Below are 16864 nucleotides of genomic sequence, written 5' to 3'. Positions count from 1 at the left end.
TCTTGTCAGGAGCGCGAAGATTTGCGGCCGCAAGGCCGCTGACTCCGCGGGATGCGATGGCTATATAGCCTGCATCGGCAGGCTCCGCGACGGGGCCGGCCCGTTCGTCATTGCGCCATCCCGTGCTTTCAGTCTCCGAGGTGTCCATGAGTGGCTCGACCCGAACCAGCGCCGATCTCGACCCGCGCCGGCGCAAGATCCTGTTCCGCTCCTGGCATCGCGGCATGCGCGAGAACGACCTGATCATGGGCGGTTTCGCCGACGCGCATATCGCCGGCCTAACCGATGCCGAGCTCGACGAGTTCGAGCGGCTGATCGAGGTGCTGGACCGCGACCTGCTGAGCTGGATCACCGGCGAGGCGGAGGTGCCGGAGAATTACGACACGGAACTGTTCCGGCGCCTGAAGGCTTTCCACCATCACGAGAAGCCGATCCATGTTTGATGGATTCTAAGTGCCGCTCTTCCTCGGGACACTCGCGACGCCTTCCTTCTCCCGGATGGGAGAAGGTGGCGCGTAGCGCCGGATGAGGGCCCGCCCGCTCCGCAATAGGCGCAACGGCGCCGCGGCCGCCTAAGCTTCAGAGGGCAGGCCCTCACCCCTGCCCCTCTCCCATTCGGGAGAGGGGTTCCCCGCGCCAAGTTCTCCTGACGATCGTTATCCCCATGAGCATTCCGCCTCCCTCCCAGATCGCCAAGCTGCAGAGCGACCGCATCCTCGACGCGCTGAAACGCGGCGACAAGCCGACGCTGGCCAGCGTGCCGGACGGCTTCGACGCCGTCGTCCTCGCGGACCTCACTCGCGCCCGCGCCAAGAAGGCCGAAGGCGCGGCGATGCTCGTCTTCGTCGCCCGCGACGGGCAGCGCCTGCAGGTGCTGGAGAACGCGCTGCAATTCGTGGCGCCCGATCTCGAGGTGATGTCGTTCCCGGCCTGGGACTGCCAGCCCTATGACCGCGTTTCGCCCGCGCCGGCCATCGTGGCGCACCGGATGACGACACTGTCGCGGCTGGCGAAGACCAAGTCGGGCGACCGGCCGCGCCTGCTGCTGACGACGGTCAATGCCGCGCTGCAGCGCGTGCCGGCCTTCTCCAAGGTCGCCTCCGAGAGCTTCTCGGCCGCGCCGGGCAACATGGTCGATATCGAGCAGCTCGCGCGCTGGCTCGACATGAACGGCTATCTGCGGACCTCGACCGTGCGCGAGACCGGCGAATTCGCCGTGCGCGGCGGCATCGTCGACCTGTTCCCGCCGGGCATGCCGGCGCCGATCCGGCTCGACTTCTTTGGCGACACGCTGGAATCGATCCGGACCTTCGACCCCGAAACGCAGCGCACCACCGGGCAGTTGCGCGGGCTCGACCTCGTGCCGATGTCCGAGGCGCAGATGACGAGCGAGAGCATCACGCGCTTTCGCCAGAGCTACATCACGACCTTCGGCACGCCCGGCCGCGACGATACGCTCTACGAGGCGGTCAGCGAGGGGCGCAGGCCGGCCGGTCTCGAACACTGGTTGCCGCTGCTGGCGGAGCGGCTGGATACGCTCTTCACCTATCTGCCCGACGTGCCGCTGGTGCTCGACCATCAGGTCGAGGATGCCGTCGGCGAGCGCATCAGCCTGATCAAGGATTATTACGATGCCCGCAAGGCGGCGATGGAGCAGCCGAGCGCGGGCGGCATGCCCTACAAGCCGCTGAAGCCGGATGCGCTTTATCTCTCGCCGGCCGACTGGCGCGGCGTCATCGACCAGTCCGGCGTCGCGGCGCTGACGCCGTTTCAGCTGCCCGACAGCGACGGCAAGCTGATCATCGACCTGGGTGCGCGACAGGGCAGAAGCTTCGCCGCCGAGCGCGCCGACAATGCCGGCAGCGTCTTCGATGCGGCCGTGGCGCATGTGAAGGCGCTCGAAAAGGACGGCAAGCGCGTCATTCTCTCCGCCTGGTCGGAGGGCTCGCGCGAGCGCCTGGCGCATGTGCTGGCCGACCACGGCCTGAAGAACGTGCAGATGACCGGCTCGCTGCGCGCCGCCTTCGACCTCAAGCCCGGCACGACGGCGCTCGCGGTCTGGGGCTTCGAGACCGGCTTTGAGGCCGGCAAGCTCGCGGTCGTCGGCGAGCAGGACATCCTGGGCGACCGGCTCGTCCGTCCGCGCCGCAAGGCGAAGCGCCCGCAGGATTTCATCGCGGAGCTGTCCTCGCTCTCACCGGGTGATCTCGTCGTCCATGTCGATCACGGCATCGGCCGCTTCATCGGGCTGAAGTCGATCACCGCAGCGGGCGCGCCGCATGATTGCTGCGAGATCCACTATGCCGGCGACACGAAACTCTTCCTGCCGGTCGAGAATATCGAGCTGCTCTCGCGCTACGGCTCGGAGGATACCGAGGTCCAGCTCGACAAGCTCGGCGGCGGCGGTTGGCAGGCGCGCAAGGCCAAGCTGAAGCAGCGCATCCGCGAGATGGCGGGCAAGCTGATCCAGATCGCCGCCGCCCGCGCCTTGAAGGAGGCGCCGCGCCTGATCCCGCAGGAGGGGCTCTACGACGAGTTCTGCGCCCGCTTCCCCTTCGAGGAGACGGAGGACCAGCAGGCGACGATCGACGCCGTGCTCGACGACATGGCGGCGGGGCGGCCGATGGACCGACTGGTCTGCGGCGATGTCGGCTTCGGCAAGACCGAGGTGGCGCTGCGCGCCGCCTTCGCCTGCGCGCTCAACGGCAAGCAGGTTGCGGTCGTGGTGCCGACCACATTGCTGGCGCGCCAGCACTACCGCAATTTCGCGGATCGCTTCAGCGGCCTGCCGGTGCAGGTCGGCCAGGCTTCGCGCTTCGTCTCGGCTCCCGATCTCAAGGCGGTGAAACAGGGTGCGAAGGACGGCACGCTCGATATCGTCGTCGGCACCCATGCGCTGCTCGGCAAGGGCGTCGAGTTCAAGGATCTCGGCCTCGTCATCGTCGACGAGGAGCAGCATTTCGGCGTCGCCCATAAGGAACGCCTCAAGGAGTTTCGTGCCGAGGTGCATATGCTGACGCTTTCGGCGACGCCGATCCCGCGCACGCTGCAGCTCGCCATGACCGGCGTGCGCGAGCTCTCGATCATCGCGACGCCGCCGGTCGACCGTCTTGCCACGCGCACCTTCGTCACGCCCTTCGACCCGCTGATCGTGCGCGAGGCGCTGCTGCGCGAGCGCTATCGGGGTGGCCGCAGTTTCTATGTCGTGCCGCGCATCGAGGACATCGCCGATGTGAAGGACTTCCTCGACAAGCAGGTGCCGGAGGCCAAGGTCGGCATCGCCCATGGCCAGATGGCAGCGGGCCAGCTCGAGGACGTGATGACGGCCTTCTACGAGGGCCAGTACGACATCCTGCTCTCGACCACGATTGTCGAATCCGGGCTCGATATCCCAACCGCGAACACGCTGATCGTGCACCGCGCCGACATGTTCGGCCTGGCCCAGCTCTATCAGCTGCGCGGCCGCGTGGGCCGTTCGAAAGTGCGCGCCTATGCGCTCTTCACGATGCCGGCCAACCGCAAGCTGACCGACCAGGCGGAGCGCCGGCTCAAGGTGCTGCAGTCGCTCGACACGCTGGGCGCCGGATTCCAGCTTGCGAGCCACGATCTCGACATCCGTGGCGCCGGCAACCTGCTCGGCGACGAGCAGTCCGGGCATATCAAGGAAGTCGGCTACGAGCTTTACCAGCAGATGCTGGAGGAGGCCGTCGCGGCGCTCAAGGCCGGCGTCGAATTCGAGAGCGAGGCGCAGTGGTCGCCGTCGATCCAGATCGGCGCGCCGGTGATGATCCCCGAGCACTACATCGCCGACCTGACGCTCAGGCTGACGCTCTACAAGCGCCTCTCGACCATGGACGATGACGGCGACATCCAGTCCTTCGGGGCGGAGCTGGTCGATCGTTTCGGGCCACTGCCCGAGGAGGTCCAGCAGTTGCTGGAGATCGTCGCGATCAAGGCGCTGTGCAAGCGCGCCAATGTCGAGAAGGTCGAGGCCGGCCCGAAGGGCATCATCGTCGCCTTCCGCGACAACGAGTTCGCCAACCCGGAAGGCCTCGTCTCCTATGTCGCGAAGATCGGCATGCTGGCCAAGGTCCGCCCCGACATGCGCGTCGTCTTCATCGATGATTTCGAGACGGCGGAAGCACGCCTCAAGGGTACGCGCCGCCTGCTGACGGACCTTGCACGCATCGCGGAACGGAAGAAGGCGGCTTGATGGGCAGGGCCGGCTCGCGCCGTCATCGCGGCGGCGCGCGTCCCGCTATGCAATGATCGCTTCCTTGGGCGAGCGGGACTAAGCGGCAAGCCGTGTGTGGCGCGGCGGACACTCGCATCGCGACAGGGCTTCGGGGAGTTCCTGGTACCCCTGAAATACATTTGTGTCATCAAACATTCATCTGTATGGTTCATGGCAAAACCGCTGCCCACGAGGCAGCCCGCACCCCGTGAGGGGCGCGTGTCTGGAGGGACGCCATGCACCGTGTCGTGCAAATCTCGGACACTCATCTCAGTCCGAACAAGCCGCATTTCGCCTGCAACTGGGAGCCGCTGACCGCCTGGCTCGCGGCGGAGAGGCCGGCGCTCGTGATCCATACCGGAGACGTTACCGTCGATGGCGCAGATATCGACGAGGACATGTCGCATTGCCGGGGGCTGCTCGATGCCATCGGCGTGCCGGTGCTGAGCATCCCGGGCAACCACGATGTCGGAGAAGCCTATCACCCGCACCAGCCGGTCAACGATCAGCGCCTCGCCCGCTGGCGCCGCTATCTTGGTGAGGATTTCTGGGTCCGCGACCTCGAAGATTGGCGGTTGATTGGGCTCAACTCGATGTTGTTCGGCAGCGACGAAGCCGAGGAGCGACGCCAGCTCGCCTGGCTCGAAGGCCAGATCGCCGAAGCAGGCGGGCGCCGCCTCGGCTGGTTCCTGCACCGCCCGCTCTTCGTCGAGGCGCCGGACGAAGGCGACAAGGGCTATTGGAGCGTGCCGCCGCGGCCGCGCGCGCAATTGCTTGATCTCGTCGTCCGACACGATGTCGCCTTCGTCGCCAGCGGACATCTGCACCGCGCCCACGACTTCACGGTCGGCGGCACCCGCTACATCTGGGGGCCGTCCTCCGGCTTCGTCGTTGGTCCCGAGCTGCAGCCCGGCATGGCGGGTTCGACCACGCTCGGCGCCGTCACCTATGATTTCGACGGCAGGGATTTCGCGGCCACGATCCACGAGATCGCGGCGCTGAAGACGCTCTGGATCGACGATGTGATCCACGAGGTCTATCCGCCCCGCGCGGCCTGACGAGACGCTGTCGGCGGTATCCCGCGCCGCATCCGGCCCACTCTGCGATCCGAGCTTTACAGGAAAGAGGCGAACGACATGGCAACAGTCGCGCTGTCCTCCATCGCCAAATCCTTCGGGTCCACGAAGGTGCTCGGCGGCGTCGATCTCGAGATCGCCGAGGGCGAGTTCCTGACGCTCGTCGGCCCGTCCGGCTGTGGCAAGTCGACCTTGATCCGGATCATCGCCGGGCTTGAGCATCAGGACGGCGGCAGCGTCGCCATAGGCGGCAACCGTGTCGATCACTTGCGCCCGCATGAGCGGCGCGTTGCGATGGTGTTCCAGTCCTACGCGCTCTACCCGCATATGAGCGTACGGGCGAACATGGCCCTGCCGCTGACGATGTCGCGGCTGAAGCTCTGGCAGCGCTTGCCGTTGCTCAAGCTGCTCTCCGGGCAGCGCCGCGAGGTCATGCGCGGCATCGGGGCCGATGTCGACGCGGTTGCGGCGCAACTCCAGCTCGACCATCTGCTCGATCGCAAGCCGTCCCAGCTTTCCGGCGGCCAGCGCCAGCGCGTCGCGCTCGGCCGCGCCATGGTGCGCAGCCCCGACGTCTTCCTGATGGACGAGCCGCTTTCGAATCTCGATGCCAAGCTGCGCGTCCACATGCGCACGGAGTTGGCGGAGCTGCACAAGCGGCTCGGCGCCACCTTCGTCTACGTCACGCACGACCAGGTCGAGGCGATGACGATGTCCGACCGCGTCGCGATGATGGATTCAGGCGCCATCCTCCAGCTCGGCACGCCATCGCAGCTCTATGAGAAGCCGGCTTCGCTCAAGGTCGCGCAGTTCATCGGCAGCCCGGCGATCAACCTCCTGCCCGCGACGGTTGCGGCCGGCGGCCGCCTCGAATTCTTCGGGCGGCCGATGGCTCTGGCCGTGCCCGCGGCGCAGGGGCAGACGGTGACGCTCGGCATCCGCTCGGAAGCTCTGTCGCTCGCCCATGGCGAGACCGGGCGTGCCTCGTTCTCGGCGCGGCTCCGACGCAAGGAGAATCTCGGCTCCGAATACATCCTGCATTTCGACCTTGCCGGCCATACGCAGGGCGTGACGATGCGCGCGACGCCCGCAACGGCCGCCGGGGTGAATGAGAGCGCCGAAGTCATGCTCGGCTTCGACGAGACGGCTGCCCATGTCTTCGGCGCCGATGGCGACCGGATCGAGCCGCGCGGCCAGGCCGGAGCGATCGGCTCCGTCGTCCCGCTGAGGGCCGGAGCATGACGCTTGCCCTCACATCGCCGGCGGCGTTCGCGCCCACCGCCCGCCGCAGGTTCCGGATCGAACGTTTTACCGGGCTCGGTTTCGCGCTGCCGGCCTTCATCCTGCTGCTGCTGACGATCCTCGGGCCGCTCGCTGTGCTTTTGCTGCTCAGCGTCACCAATTACGAGTTCGGCGGCGTCGACATGGACTGGGTCGGCCTCGCCAACTTCCAGAAGGCGCTGGCCGATCCGATCATCCGTCGCTCCCTCGTCAACACGCTGCTCTATGTCGCGATCGTCGTTCCGGGCGGCGTGTTCGGGGCGCTGTTGATCGCTGTCATGGTGCATCGCCGTAGCCGCACCCGTTCGTTCTACGAGGTTATCTACTTCCTGCCGGTGACCTCGACGCTGATCGCCATGGCGACGGTCTGGCAGTTCCTGCTCCACCCGTCGCTCGGCCCGGTCAACGGCCTGCTGAAATGGCTGGGCTTCGCCCCGATCGCGTTCCTGAGCGAGCCTTCGACCGCCTTGGCGACGCTGGCCGTGATCGGCATCTGGCAGTTGCTCGGCTTCAACATGATCCTGTTCCTTGCCGGGCTGACCGCGATCCCGCGCGATCTCTACGAGGCGGCCGATATCGACGGCTGCTCCAGTGGGATCGACCGCTTCCTGACGATCACCTGGCCGCTGCTCGGGCCGACGACGATGTTCGTCCTCGTCACGACGATGATCACGGCCTTCAAGATCTTCGACACGGTCGCGGTGATGACGCGCGGCGGTCCGGTCGGCTCGACCGAGGTGCTGCTCTACAACATCTATCTCGAGGGCTTTCAGTACTTCCACACCGGCTATGCCGCGGCGCTGACCTTCATCTTCCTGGCCTTCATCCTCGTCTTCTCGGCTGCGCAGACCTTCGCCCTCGACAAGAAGGTGCACTACTGATGGCCGAGCTCGCGCTTCCCGCAGCCGTGTCGGTCACGCCCGTCCATTCTGTACTGCGCCGCTTCCTGTCGCTCATCCTGGTCCATGGTGTGCTGATCGCCGGGGCGATCTTCATGCTGGCGCCCTTCGTCTGGATGCTGGTGACCTCGATCAAGCCGCCGTCCGAGATCTTCAGTGCCGAGATCTCGCTCTGGCCGAAGCAGTTCTACGGCATCGAGAACTTCAGCTTCGCGATGGAGAAGGCGCCGCTGCTGCGCTTCGCGCTCAACGGCGTCATCATCTGCACCGGCATCCTGATGGTGCAGTTGCTTGTCGCGATCCCTTGCGCCTATGCGCTGGCGAAGCTGAACTTTCCCGGGCGCAACGCGCTGTTCGTCCTGGTACTTCTGGGCTTGTGCATCCCGGTCCAGGTGCCGGCGATGCCGCTCTACATCGCGCTCGCCCATCTCGGCCTGCTCAACACCTATTTCTCGATGATGGTGCCGTTCTTCCTCTCGGTCTTCGCCATCTTCCTGTTCCGCCAGTTCTTCCGCAGCTTCCCGGACGACATCATCAACGCCGCCCGCCTCGACGGCATGAGCGAGTTCGAGATCGTCTGGCGCATCGTGACGCCGAGCGCCTGGCCGGCCATCGCTGCCTTCTCGGTATTCTCGACGGTGGCGCACTGGAACGACCTCTACTGGCCGCTGATCGTCATCTCCGACGCGAAGCTCGCGCCGCCGCCGCTCGGGATGATGTTCTTCGCCGATGCAGAGACGGGATCGAACTACGGCGCGCTCACCGCAGCAGCGACGATCCTGACGGCACCGCTCGTCATCGCGTTCCTCGTCGCCAGGCGCAGGTTCATCGACGGCATCACCATGACAGGGGTGAAGTAGCCGGCTCGCGATGGCAGGCGCCGTCCGAACCGCGACCCGGAAAAAGTTCAGGCCTGAAGCATCGTCCAACCCGACAGCACCGCTGTCTCTGCCAAGGAGATCACCGCATGAAACCGTTAGGCAAAGTGCTTGCCGCAGCAGCGCTGGCCCTCGTCGCCTCGACGGCTGCGAGGGCCCAGGACGTCACGCTCGACGTGCTCTACGCCTTCCCGGCCTTCGCCAAGTTCCACGAGCCGATCGCTGCGGAATTCACGAAGAAGCATCCGAACATCAAGGTGAATTTCCGGGCGCCGGCGGCGAGCTATGACGAGGGACACCAGGCGATGCTGCGCCAGTCGGTCACCAACCAGCTGCCGGACGTCTACTATTCCGGCTTTCATCTGCTCACCGAGCTCGTCGAGACGCTCGACAAGCGCAAGCAGGTCGTCGATCTCGGCCCGCTGCTGAACGCCGAGCCTGAGGCCTGGCGCAAGGCAAATTATTCCGACGCGCTGCTCTCGCTCGGCCAGGTCGCCGGCAAGCAGGCCGGCCTTGCCTTCAACGCCTCGACACCGCTGATGTATTTCAACGCCGAGCTGGTGAAGAAGGCCGGCGGCGATCCCGACAAGATGCCCGACAACTGGGCCGACATCGTCGCGCTCGCCAAGAATATCCGCAGCGGCGACACCGCCGGCATGGCCTACAATATCCATGACTGGCCGGATGACTGGCTCTGGCGCGGCATGATCCTGCAGGGCGGCCACTCGATGCTGGCGGCCGACGGCAAGAAGGTCGCCTTCGGCGGCGATGTCGGTGAGAAGACGCTCGCCACCCTGCGCAGCTTCGTCACCGAGGGCGGCATGCCGCTGATCGACTGGGACCAGTCGCGCCAGCAGTTCATCGCCGGCAAGATCGGCATCTTCTTCGACACGCCGGCCCGCCTGCGCCAGGTCACCGACCTGATCGGCGACCGCTTCACGATGAAGACCGCGCTCTTCCCGGTCGACGACAAGGCCAAGGGCAAGCTGCCGACCGGCGGCAACGCGGCCCTGATCACCGCCAGGGACGCGGCCAAGCAGAAGGCGGCCTGGGAGTTCATCAAGTTCGTCACCGGACCGGAAGCCCAGAAGATCGTCGTCGAGACCGCCGGCTACATGCCGACCAATCTGCGTGCCGGCGAGGATGCCTTCCTCGGCCCGTTCTACAAGGACAATGCCAACTTCCGCACCATCAACGGCCAGGTCTCCCGCGCCGCGCCGTGGGAGGGCTATCCGGGCGGCAATTCGGTCCGAATCTGGCGTCAGCAGCGCGAGGTCGTCTCCGGCGTGATGCGGGGCGAGATCCAGCCCAAGACCGGCATCGAGCGCATCGTCTCCGAGACCGAAGCCCTGATGAAGTGAGCGATCGGCTCTGACTGTCTGCTCCCGCCGCCCGGCCTCGCCTCCGGGCGGCACCCCCATTGAGCCCTCCTCCTGAGGAGCGATCGGTAGGATCGCGTTTCGAAAGACGGTCCAGGCGCCTCCCGCGCTTGCTGGCGAATCCGTCGAGACGCCGCTTTGCGGCTCCTCAGGATGAGGGCTGAGGTTCCATGCCGCTCTTCAGTCCAAAGGCCCTTTCATGATCATCGCCCAGCTCAGCGACTTCCATGTCCGCCCGCACGGCCAGCCGGCCTACGGCATCGTCGACACCAATGCCGCGACCCGGCAGGCGATCGATGCCGTGCTGGCGCTGGAACCCCGGCCGGACTGCGTGATCGTCACCGGCGACCTCTGCGATTGCGGCCTGGCTGAAGAGTACGAGATCGTGCGCGCGGAGCTCGAGCGGCTGCCGATGCCGGTCTATGCCATTCCCGGCAACCATGACCGGCGCGAAGTCTTCGCCGAGGCGCTGGGGCAGGACAGCGCCTATCTGCCGAAACACGGCTTCCTGCACTACACCGTCGAGGATTTTCCGGTCCGCCTGATCGGGCTCGACACGGTGGTCGCCGGCGAGAGCGGCGGCGAGATCTGTGCCGAGCGCGAAGCCTGGCTCGCCGAGCGTCTAGCGGAAGGGCAGGGGCGACCGACCCTGATCTTCATGCATCATCCGCCTTTCGCTGTCGGCATCGACGGAATGGATTGCATTCCAGCCAGAGTCTCGCCCGGCTTCGTCGCGCTGATCGCCCGCCACCCGGAGATCGAGCGGGTGGTCTGCGGCCATTACCATCGTCCGATCCAGCGTCGCTTCGCCGGCACAATCGGCTATGTCGCGCCCGGCACGGCGCATCAGGTCGCGCTCGACCTGCGCCCCGGCACGGAGAACCGGCTCGTCATGGAGCCGCCGGCCTTCGCCGTCCATGTCTGGAAGCCGGAGACCGGGATCGTCAGCCATCTCCAGCCGATCGGGGATTATGGCTCCTCCCGGCCGTTCGTGCTCGACCCCGCCTATCCCGGCAAGCAGGAAGCCGTGGTCGCCTATGTCTGACCGTCGTCTTCACGGCCTTCTCGATCAGGCCGGTGTGCTGGCAGGCGAGGCAGCCGACCTGCTGGTCCGGATGCAGGGCGAGCAGCTCTCCGTCACCCGCAAGGAGCTGCGCGACGTCGTCACCGCCGCCGATCTCGCCTCGGAGCGCCTGATCATCGACGGGCTGCGGCGGCTGACGCCGGATGCGGCGATCCTGTCCGAGGAGGCGGGCTTCTCGGGCTCCTCCGAGGCGCCCCGCTGGATCATCGACCCTCTCGACGGCACGGTGAACTATGCTGGCGGACTGCCCTGGTTCTCGGTCACCCTGGCCTATCAGGAGCGGGGCCGCACCGTGCTCGGCCTGACGCATGCGCCGCTCGCCGGGCTGGTCGCACGCTATGCCGAGGGTGGGATCGCGACCGTCGATGGACGGCAAGCAGCGGTGTCGCAGACGGCGAGCCTTGCCGATGCGGTGGTCTCGATCTGCCTGACCTCGCATTATTCGCCGGAGGATTCCGAGCGGACGAGCAATGTCATCCGTCGCTTGGCCGGCCTCTGCCGGGGCGTCCGCGTCCTCGTCTCGGGCGGGCTGGAAATGTCACTCGTGGCGGCGGGGCGCCTCGACGCTTTCATCGGGCTCAAGGCCGACATCGTTTCCCACGCCGCGGCGATGCCGCTGGTGCGCGTCGCAGGCGGCAAGGTGACGACGGTCGCCGGGATCGCTTCACGCGACGAGGATCTGGAGAAGGTCGTCTCGAACGGCCTGATCCATGACGAGTTGCTGGAAGCGATCCGCGCCGCCTGAGGCCTTCACTGCAGGAGGAGGTGCTGAGCGAAGCGCGTCCGCTTTGCTGCCAGCGCCTCCGCCATCGCCGGATCCGGCATGATCACGCCATCGCCGTTCCCGGCGCCGCCGGCCAGGAGCGGTCCCCCGATGCCGAGGCGCGCCAGCCGCGCTGCGCCGAGCGCAGGTCCGACGGCCGCGCTCTGCGACCGGGACAGCGGCATGCCGGTGGCGCTCGCGACCAGGGTGGCCCAGAGCCGGCTGTTGGCTCCGCCGCCAACCAGCGAGATGCGTTCGACAGTCGCACCCGTCGACAGCAGCGCATTGTGGCAATCGGCGAGAGCCATCGCCACGCCCTCGAGCACCGCCTGGACGAGGTGCAGGTGCGTCGTCGCCGTGGTCAGGCCCGAGAAGCTCCCCGTCAGGCCGGCGTCGTCATGGGGCGTGCGCTCGCCGGCCAGATAGGGGGTGAACACCGGCGTTTCTCGCACCGGTAGCGCCGCGGCCTCGACCTCACGGACCAATGCAGGAGCGTCGGTGGCGCCCACGAGCCGCGCGACCCAGCCCAGTGCGGCCCCGGCGCTGAGGATGCAGCCATTTTGCGCGAAAAGGCCGTCGATCGCATGCCGATGCGTGTGCATTCCCTGTCCGCGCGCCGGCAGGAAGGTGTCGTTCGCCAGGAAATACACGCCCGAGGTGCCAAGGCTGATCGAAGCTGCCCCCGGCGCGACGATGCCCGCGCCGACACCGCCGCACATGTTGTCGCCCGCGCCGCCGACGACGGGCGTGCCCGCCGCCATGCCCCAGCGTGCGGCAAGCTCCGGAAGCACGGCGCTACTGATCTCGTGGGAAGCGGTGAGGGCGGGCATCTGCTCGGCCGATACGCCGCAGGCGGCGAGCAGCGCGGGTGACCAGGCGGCGGCGCACGTGTCCATCAGCAGGGTGGCGCTGGCATCGGCGTGGTCGCTGGCGGCGACGCCGGTCAGGCGCAGCCTGACATAGTCCTTGGGCAGCAGGATGCGCCGGGCCTTCGCCAGCACCTCCGGCTCGTGGCGGGCGAGCCAGAGCAGTTTCGGCGCCGGAAAGCCGACCATGGCGCGGCAGCCGACGAGGCCGGCGAAATCCGGCACCGCCGCCTCGATCTCGGCGCATTCGGCCCGGGCGCGGCCATCGTTCCAGAGGATGGCCGGCCGTAGCACCTGATCCGACGCATCGAGGCAGGTGACGCCGAGCATCTGGCCGGAAAGGCCGATCGCGCCGACCGCCGCCATGCGGCGCGGCGCGGCGGCATGAAGCGCATCGAGCGTCGCCGCGACCGCTGCCCACCAGTCCCGCGGATCCTGCTCGGACCAAAACGGTTGTGGGAGCGACAGGGGGATCGGAGCGCTCGCCTCGGCCACGACCGCGTCGTGCTCGTCCACCAGCACGGACTTCACGCCCGAGGTGCCGAGGTCGATGCCGAGGACGAGCGTCATTGCCGCCCTTGCTTGTGCAGCGCCAGTGCCGCTGCCGCGGCAGCCTCGTCGGTGATTAGCACCGAGACCAGCCCAGCGCGCAGGGCAGCTGTGATGACCGCGGCCTTGTTGCTGCCGCCGGAGGCCAGGATCACGGTCGGGATGCGACGCAGGCCCTCCAGCGGCAGGGCGATGGCCCGGCGATTGATCGGATGGCCGATCGCTTCTCCCCGTGCATCGATGAACTGTCCGAGCAGGTCGCCGACGGCGCCGGCCGCCGCCAGTTCCTCCGTGCCGACATCGCGGGGGAGGCCGTAGCGCACGAGCAGCGAGCGCTCGCTCAGGTCGCCGGCGCTGAGGATTGCGACATCGGTGGCGCGAATGCGCGAGAAAGCGGCTTCGAACACGTCCTGCTCCAGGATGGTGTCGCGCGATTGCGGCGTGCCGGCATAGATCGGTGCGGCGAGGTAGTGGCACTCGGCCTGCCAGAGCCTGGCGAAGCGGCTGGCGATCTCGAAGGTGTTGAGCTCGATGCCGTAGGTCAGCCCGCCCATCATCGAGGTCACGGTGAGGTCGCGATACTGGCCCGGGCGGATGTGCCGGATCGTCTCCCGCAGCGTCCCGCCCCAGCCGACGCCGAAGACGCCGGAAGGATGCTCCTCGACGATGCGCGAAACGAATTCGCCGGCCGCCCGGCCGATCTGCGCCGAGAGCTGCGCGGCATCGCCGGGCGTGGGCACGACGATGGCCTGTTTGAGGCCGAAGGCCTCGACCAGCCCATGCTCCAGCCGGACGCAGCTCTCCAGCCGCGAGTTGATCGTAATATTGACGAGACCGCTGCTGCGCGCCTCGACCAGCAGACGGTTGACCCTGAGCCGCGTCATCTTCAGGCGCTCGGCGATCTCCGCCTGGGTCAGGCCTTCCATGTAGTAAAGCCAGGCGGCTCTGACCTCGGTCTGGGCATCCTCCGGCATCTCGGCATCCTGATCGCGGGGCTGGGCGAGGCCGCTTGATTCGAAAGCGACCGATGAGCTGTTTCGTCGCTTGGCCTACATCGCTTTGGCAGGGCACCACAATGCAGGTGCTTGGCCATTTCCGAACACGGATTCGCCTTGACCGTGACTAATGTAAATATACAAATACATTTGTTGAAGAACTTTTCTACCGGAGCGCCTTTGCGAGATGTCCCACGCCGTCTTTCTCCATGCCGCCGGCGATGCGCGCGTCGCGCCCTTCAACCTTCGGGAGGGGGGTGCCGGCGAAACCCTGCTCGATGTGGCCGCTGTGGGCCTCTGCGGCAGCGACCTGCACTACTACAAGGATGGCGGCATCGGCTCGGCCGTGATCGCTGCGCCCTTCGTGCCCGGGCATGAGTTCAGTGGCTGGCTGACCGAGGATCTGCCGGAGCTCGGCCTCGCCCGCGGCATGCTGGTCGCCGTCGATCCCAATCAGGCTTGTGGGCATTGCGAACATTGCCAGCGCGGCCATCCCAACCTCTGCCCCGAGGTCGTCTTCATCGGCGCACCGCCGAATGACGGGGCGATGACCGAACGGATCTGGGTGCCGAAATCGCAGATTGTCCCCGTGCCACAGAACCTGTCACCGAGCGATGCGGTGATGCTCGAACCGCTCGGCGTTGCGATCCACGCGGTCGATCTCGCCAGGCCGGGACTGCTCGAACGTGTGGCGCTGGTCGGTTGCGGGCCGATCGGCCTGCTGATCCTCCAGGTGCTGCGGGCCATGGGTGTGGGCGAAATCCTGGCTTGCGAGCCGCAGCCGCATCGGCGCGCCCTTGCGCTGAAGCTCGGGGCCAGCAAGGTCGGCGAGAGCGTCGCCGATATCACTGAATGGACGAAAGGCGAGGGGCTGCCGCTGGTCATCGAGGCGACGAACGTGCCCGAGGGCTTCCGCGACGCCATTCGCGCCGCGCGCATCGGCGGGCGAATCGTGCTGGTGGGCATCCCCGATGGCGACAGCTACGTGATACCGGCGGCCGAGGCGCGCCGGCGCGGCCTGACGATCAAATTCTCGCGGCGCATGGGCCATGTCTATCCCCGGGCCATCGAGCTCGTCGCGACGGGCAAGGTCGATGTCGACGCCGTCGTCTCGCATCGATTTTCGCTCGAGGAAGCACCGAAGGCATTTCGGCGCCACGCCGCCAACGAGCCGGGGCTGGTGAAGAGCCTGATCTATCCGGGCCAGCAGCACCGGAAATGAGCGCGATCCCGGCGCGGAGGCCCGGCGATCATTTGAAGCCGATCAGCATTCCGTCCGCACCGAGTGACAGTTGCAGGCCCTGGCGGCGGGTGTCGAGGTTCATCGTGACGCCCTTCGCGTTCTGCAGCCAGACGCTGCCGCGGCCCGCGCGCCCCAGCGCCCAGCCTTCCTGCAACTGGAAATAGGCGCCGGCGAAATCGCCGACACGCTTCAGCCCGTAGACCCGTCCGCGGGCAGTCAGTTTCGACGCTCCGATGCCGCCGAATCCCACCCCGCCGATCGTGATGCCGTATGAGCGTCCGCGGAAATTGAGCGTGCCGCCGCCGACCTGGCCCGACCCGATGAAGGCGACTTGAAGCTGCTCGATCCGCACCGACCCGGTTTGCGGACCGAGTTGCCGCTGCTGGGCGGCGGCAGGCGTTGCCAAAAGCATCAGCGCCGCGGCCGTGCCCAGTAGGGATTGTGTAGCGTTCATCGCGTCCTCCCTGATCGGTGCCTACCAGTAGCGATAGTTCACCATGGCTTGATCGTTGCTATCGGCTTGGCGATCGGCTCGGCTTTCGGCCAAACCCCCATTGGCTTTCCGGGCCTTCCGCTTCGAAGATGCAACGGGTGTGCCCTCTTCGAGCAGGCTTCGCCCGGCCACCATCATGGCCTCCCTCATGTCGGGGGCGAGCACCGGGAAGCTCAGGTCCAGCCCTTCGAGGCGCTCGACGATCGTGGCGGCGACCGCCAGCCGGGAAAACCATTTGTTGTCCGCCGGGATGACGTGCCAGGGCGCTTCCTTCGTCGCCGTGTGGCGGATCATCGAGTCGTAGGCCGCCATGTACTCGTCCCAACGCGCTCTCTCGGCGATGTCGCCCGCGGAGAATTTCCAGTGCTTGTCGGGATCCTCTATCCGTTCGAGGAAGCGCTTGCGCTGCTCCTCCTTCGAGAGATGCAGGAAGAACTTGAGGATCACCGTTCCGTTGCGGACGAGGTGACGCTCGAAAGCGCGAATGTCCTCGAACCGTTCCTTCCAGATGTCCTTGGTGACGAGCTCCGGCGGCAGGTTCTGCTTGGCCAGGACATCCGGGTGGACCCGCGCGACCAGCACTTCCTCGTAATAGGAACGATTGAAGATGCCGATATGCCCGCGTGGCGGGAGGGCGACCGTCGTGCGCCAGAGAAAGTCGTGCTTCAGTTCCTCGGGACTCGGGACCTTGAAGGACGTGACCTCGCAACCCTGTGGGTTCACGCCGGACATGACGTGTTCGATGGTGCTGTCCTTGCCTGCCGCATCCATGGCCTGGAGAACGATCAGGATCGATCGCTGCCCATCGGCGTAGAGCTTTTCCTGGAGATCGCGCAGGCGCTTGACGCCTGACGCCAGCAGATCCTTGACCTCATCCTTGTCGATATCGAAGCCGAGCGTTTCGGACGGCGAGAGGTCGTCCAGCCGGAACTTGTGGCCGGTCTTGATCCGAAAGCTCTTCACGATGTCGGAAGGCTTCATCATCGGCTCCCCCCGGAACGCGCTCGACCATGCCGCCATCCGCGTCAGCGACACTATCGGGTGAAGCGCCGGGATCACAAGGCGCTTCCTCGCATGCGGGTTCGGCGTCGGGTGGCGGGGACGGCACGCATCGCGATTGGCCG

At 66.8% G+C, this 16864-nt stretch carries 14 protein-coding genes; 10 read left to right on the top strand and 4 right to left on the bottom strand.

Translation table 11 applies throughout. The annotated features are described in order from the left end of the window. Positions 1-146: 146 nt before the first annotated feature. The 9 genes from ASE63_RS11315 to ASE63_RS11275 all read left to right on the top strand — a co-directional run bounded on the left by ASE63_RS11315 (position 147) and on the right by ASE63_RS11275 (position 11576). Positions 147-443 (top strand): succinate dehydrogenase assembly factor 2, encoded by a 297-nt coding sequence (locus tag ASE63_RS11315; protein WP_056800990.1) that lies wholly within the window; start codon positions 147-149, stop codon positions 441-443. Positions 444-664: 221 nt separating this feature from the next. Then, positions 665-4213: a transcription-repair coupling factor gene (gene mfd / locus ASE63_RS11310; protein ID WP_056800989.1), complete on the top strand. Its 3549-nt coding sequence runs from the start codon at positions 665-667 to the stop codon at positions 4211-4213. A gap of 257 nt (positions 4214-4470) precedes the next feature. After that, a complete protein-coding gene (locus ASE63_RS11305; RefSeq protein WP_056800986.1) occupies positions 4471-5292 on the top strand; it encodes a metallophosphoesterase in 822 nt (273 codons plus the stop codon). A 78-nt stretch (positions 5293-5370) separates the two neighbouring features. Further along, positions 5371-6552 (top strand): ABC transporter ATP-binding protein, encoded by a 1182-nt coding sequence (locus ASE63_RS11300; protein WP_056800984.1) that lies wholly within the window; start codon positions 5371-5373, stop codon positions 6550-6552. After that, positions 6549-7472, top strand: coding sequence for a sugar ABC transporter permease (locus ASE63_RS11295; RefSeq protein WP_056800982.1), 924 nt, complete (start codon positions 6549-6551; stop codon positions 7470-7472). The genes ASE63_RS11300 and ASE63_RS11295 overlap by 4 nt, the downstream gene beginning before the upstream one ends. Further along, complete coding sequence (locus ASE63_RS11290; RefSeq protein WP_056800980.1) at positions 7472-8350, top strand: carbohydrate ABC transporter permease; 879 nt, start codon at positions 7472-7474, stop codon at positions 8348-8350. The genes ASE63_RS11295 and ASE63_RS11290 overlap by 1 nt, the downstream gene beginning before the upstream one ends. 107 nt (positions 8351-8457) lie before the next feature. Next, entirely contained in the window at positions 8458-9729 is a 1272-nt protein-coding gene (locus ASE63_RS11285) for an ABC transporter substrate-binding protein (protein ID WP_056800978.1), read from the top strand. Positions 9730-9946: 217 nt separating this feature from the next. Beyond that, complete coding sequence (locus tag ASE63_RS11280) at positions 9947-10792, top strand: phosphodiesterase (protein WP_056800976.1); 846 nt, start codon at positions 9947-9949, stop codon at positions 10790-10792. Further along, a complete protein-coding gene (locus tag ASE63_RS11275; protein ID WP_162261758.1) occupies positions 10785-11576 on the top strand; it encodes an inositol monophosphatase family protein in 792 nt (263 codons plus the stop codon). The genes ASE63_RS11280 and ASE63_RS11275 overlap by 8 nt, the downstream gene beginning before the upstream one ends. A 5-nt stretch (positions 11577-11581) precedes the next feature. Here ASE63_RS11275 and xylB read toward each other — a convergent pair whose 3' ends face one another. Together xylB and ASE63_RS11265 are read right to left on the bottom strand one after the other, a co-directional pair. Further along, on the bottom strand, positions 11582-13030 hold the full coding sequence (gene xylB, locus ASE63_RS11270; protein ID WP_056800971.1) for a xylulokinase: 1449 nt from the start codon (positions 13028-13030) through the stop codon (positions 11582-11584). Beyond that, the gene (locus tag ASE63_RS11265; protein WP_056800970.1) at positions 13027-13983 is read right to left on the bottom strand and encodes a sugar-binding transcriptional regulator; all 957 of its coding nucleotides are present in this window, start codon (positions 13981-13983) and stop codon (positions 13027-13029) included. The genes xylB and ASE63_RS11265 overlap by 4 nt, the downstream gene beginning before the upstream one ends. Positions 13984-14191: 208 nt before the next feature. Here ASE63_RS11265 and ASE63_RS11260 point away from each other — a divergent pair, with 208 nt between their 5' ends. Continuing rightward, positions 14192-15226: an alcohol dehydrogenase catalytic domain-containing protein gene (locus tag ASE63_RS11260; protein ID WP_056800967.1), complete on the top strand. Its 1035-nt coding sequence runs from the start codon at positions 14192-14194 to the stop codon at positions 15224-15226. A gap of 28 nt (positions 15227-15254) precedes the next feature. On the opposite strand, the gene ASE63_RS11255 is transcribed toward ASE63_RS11260, so the two are convergent. Both ASE63_RS11255 and ASE63_RS11250 read right to left on the bottom strand, forming a co-directional pair. Further along, the gene (locus tag ASE63_RS11255) at positions 15255-15701 is read right to left on the bottom strand and encodes a hypothetical protein (RefSeq protein WP_082609845.1); all 447 of its coding nucleotides are present in this window, start codon (positions 15699-15701) and stop codon (positions 15255-15257) included. Positions 15702-15722: 21 nt separating this feature from the next. Beyond that, positions 15723-16721, bottom strand: coding sequence for a polyphosphate kinase 2 family protein (locus ASE63_RS11250; RefSeq protein WP_244491373.1), 999 nt, complete (start codon positions 16719-16721; stop codon positions 15723-15725). Positions 16722-16864 lie beyond the last annotated feature (143 nt).

It is taken from the genome of Allobosea sp. Root381, assembly GCF_001429395.1.
Classification (GTDB): domain Bacteria; phylum Pseudomonadota; class Alphaproteobacteria; order Rhizobiales; family Beijerinckiaceae; genus Allobosea.
This window is presented reverse-complemented; position numbering and strand designations above follow the sequence as displayed.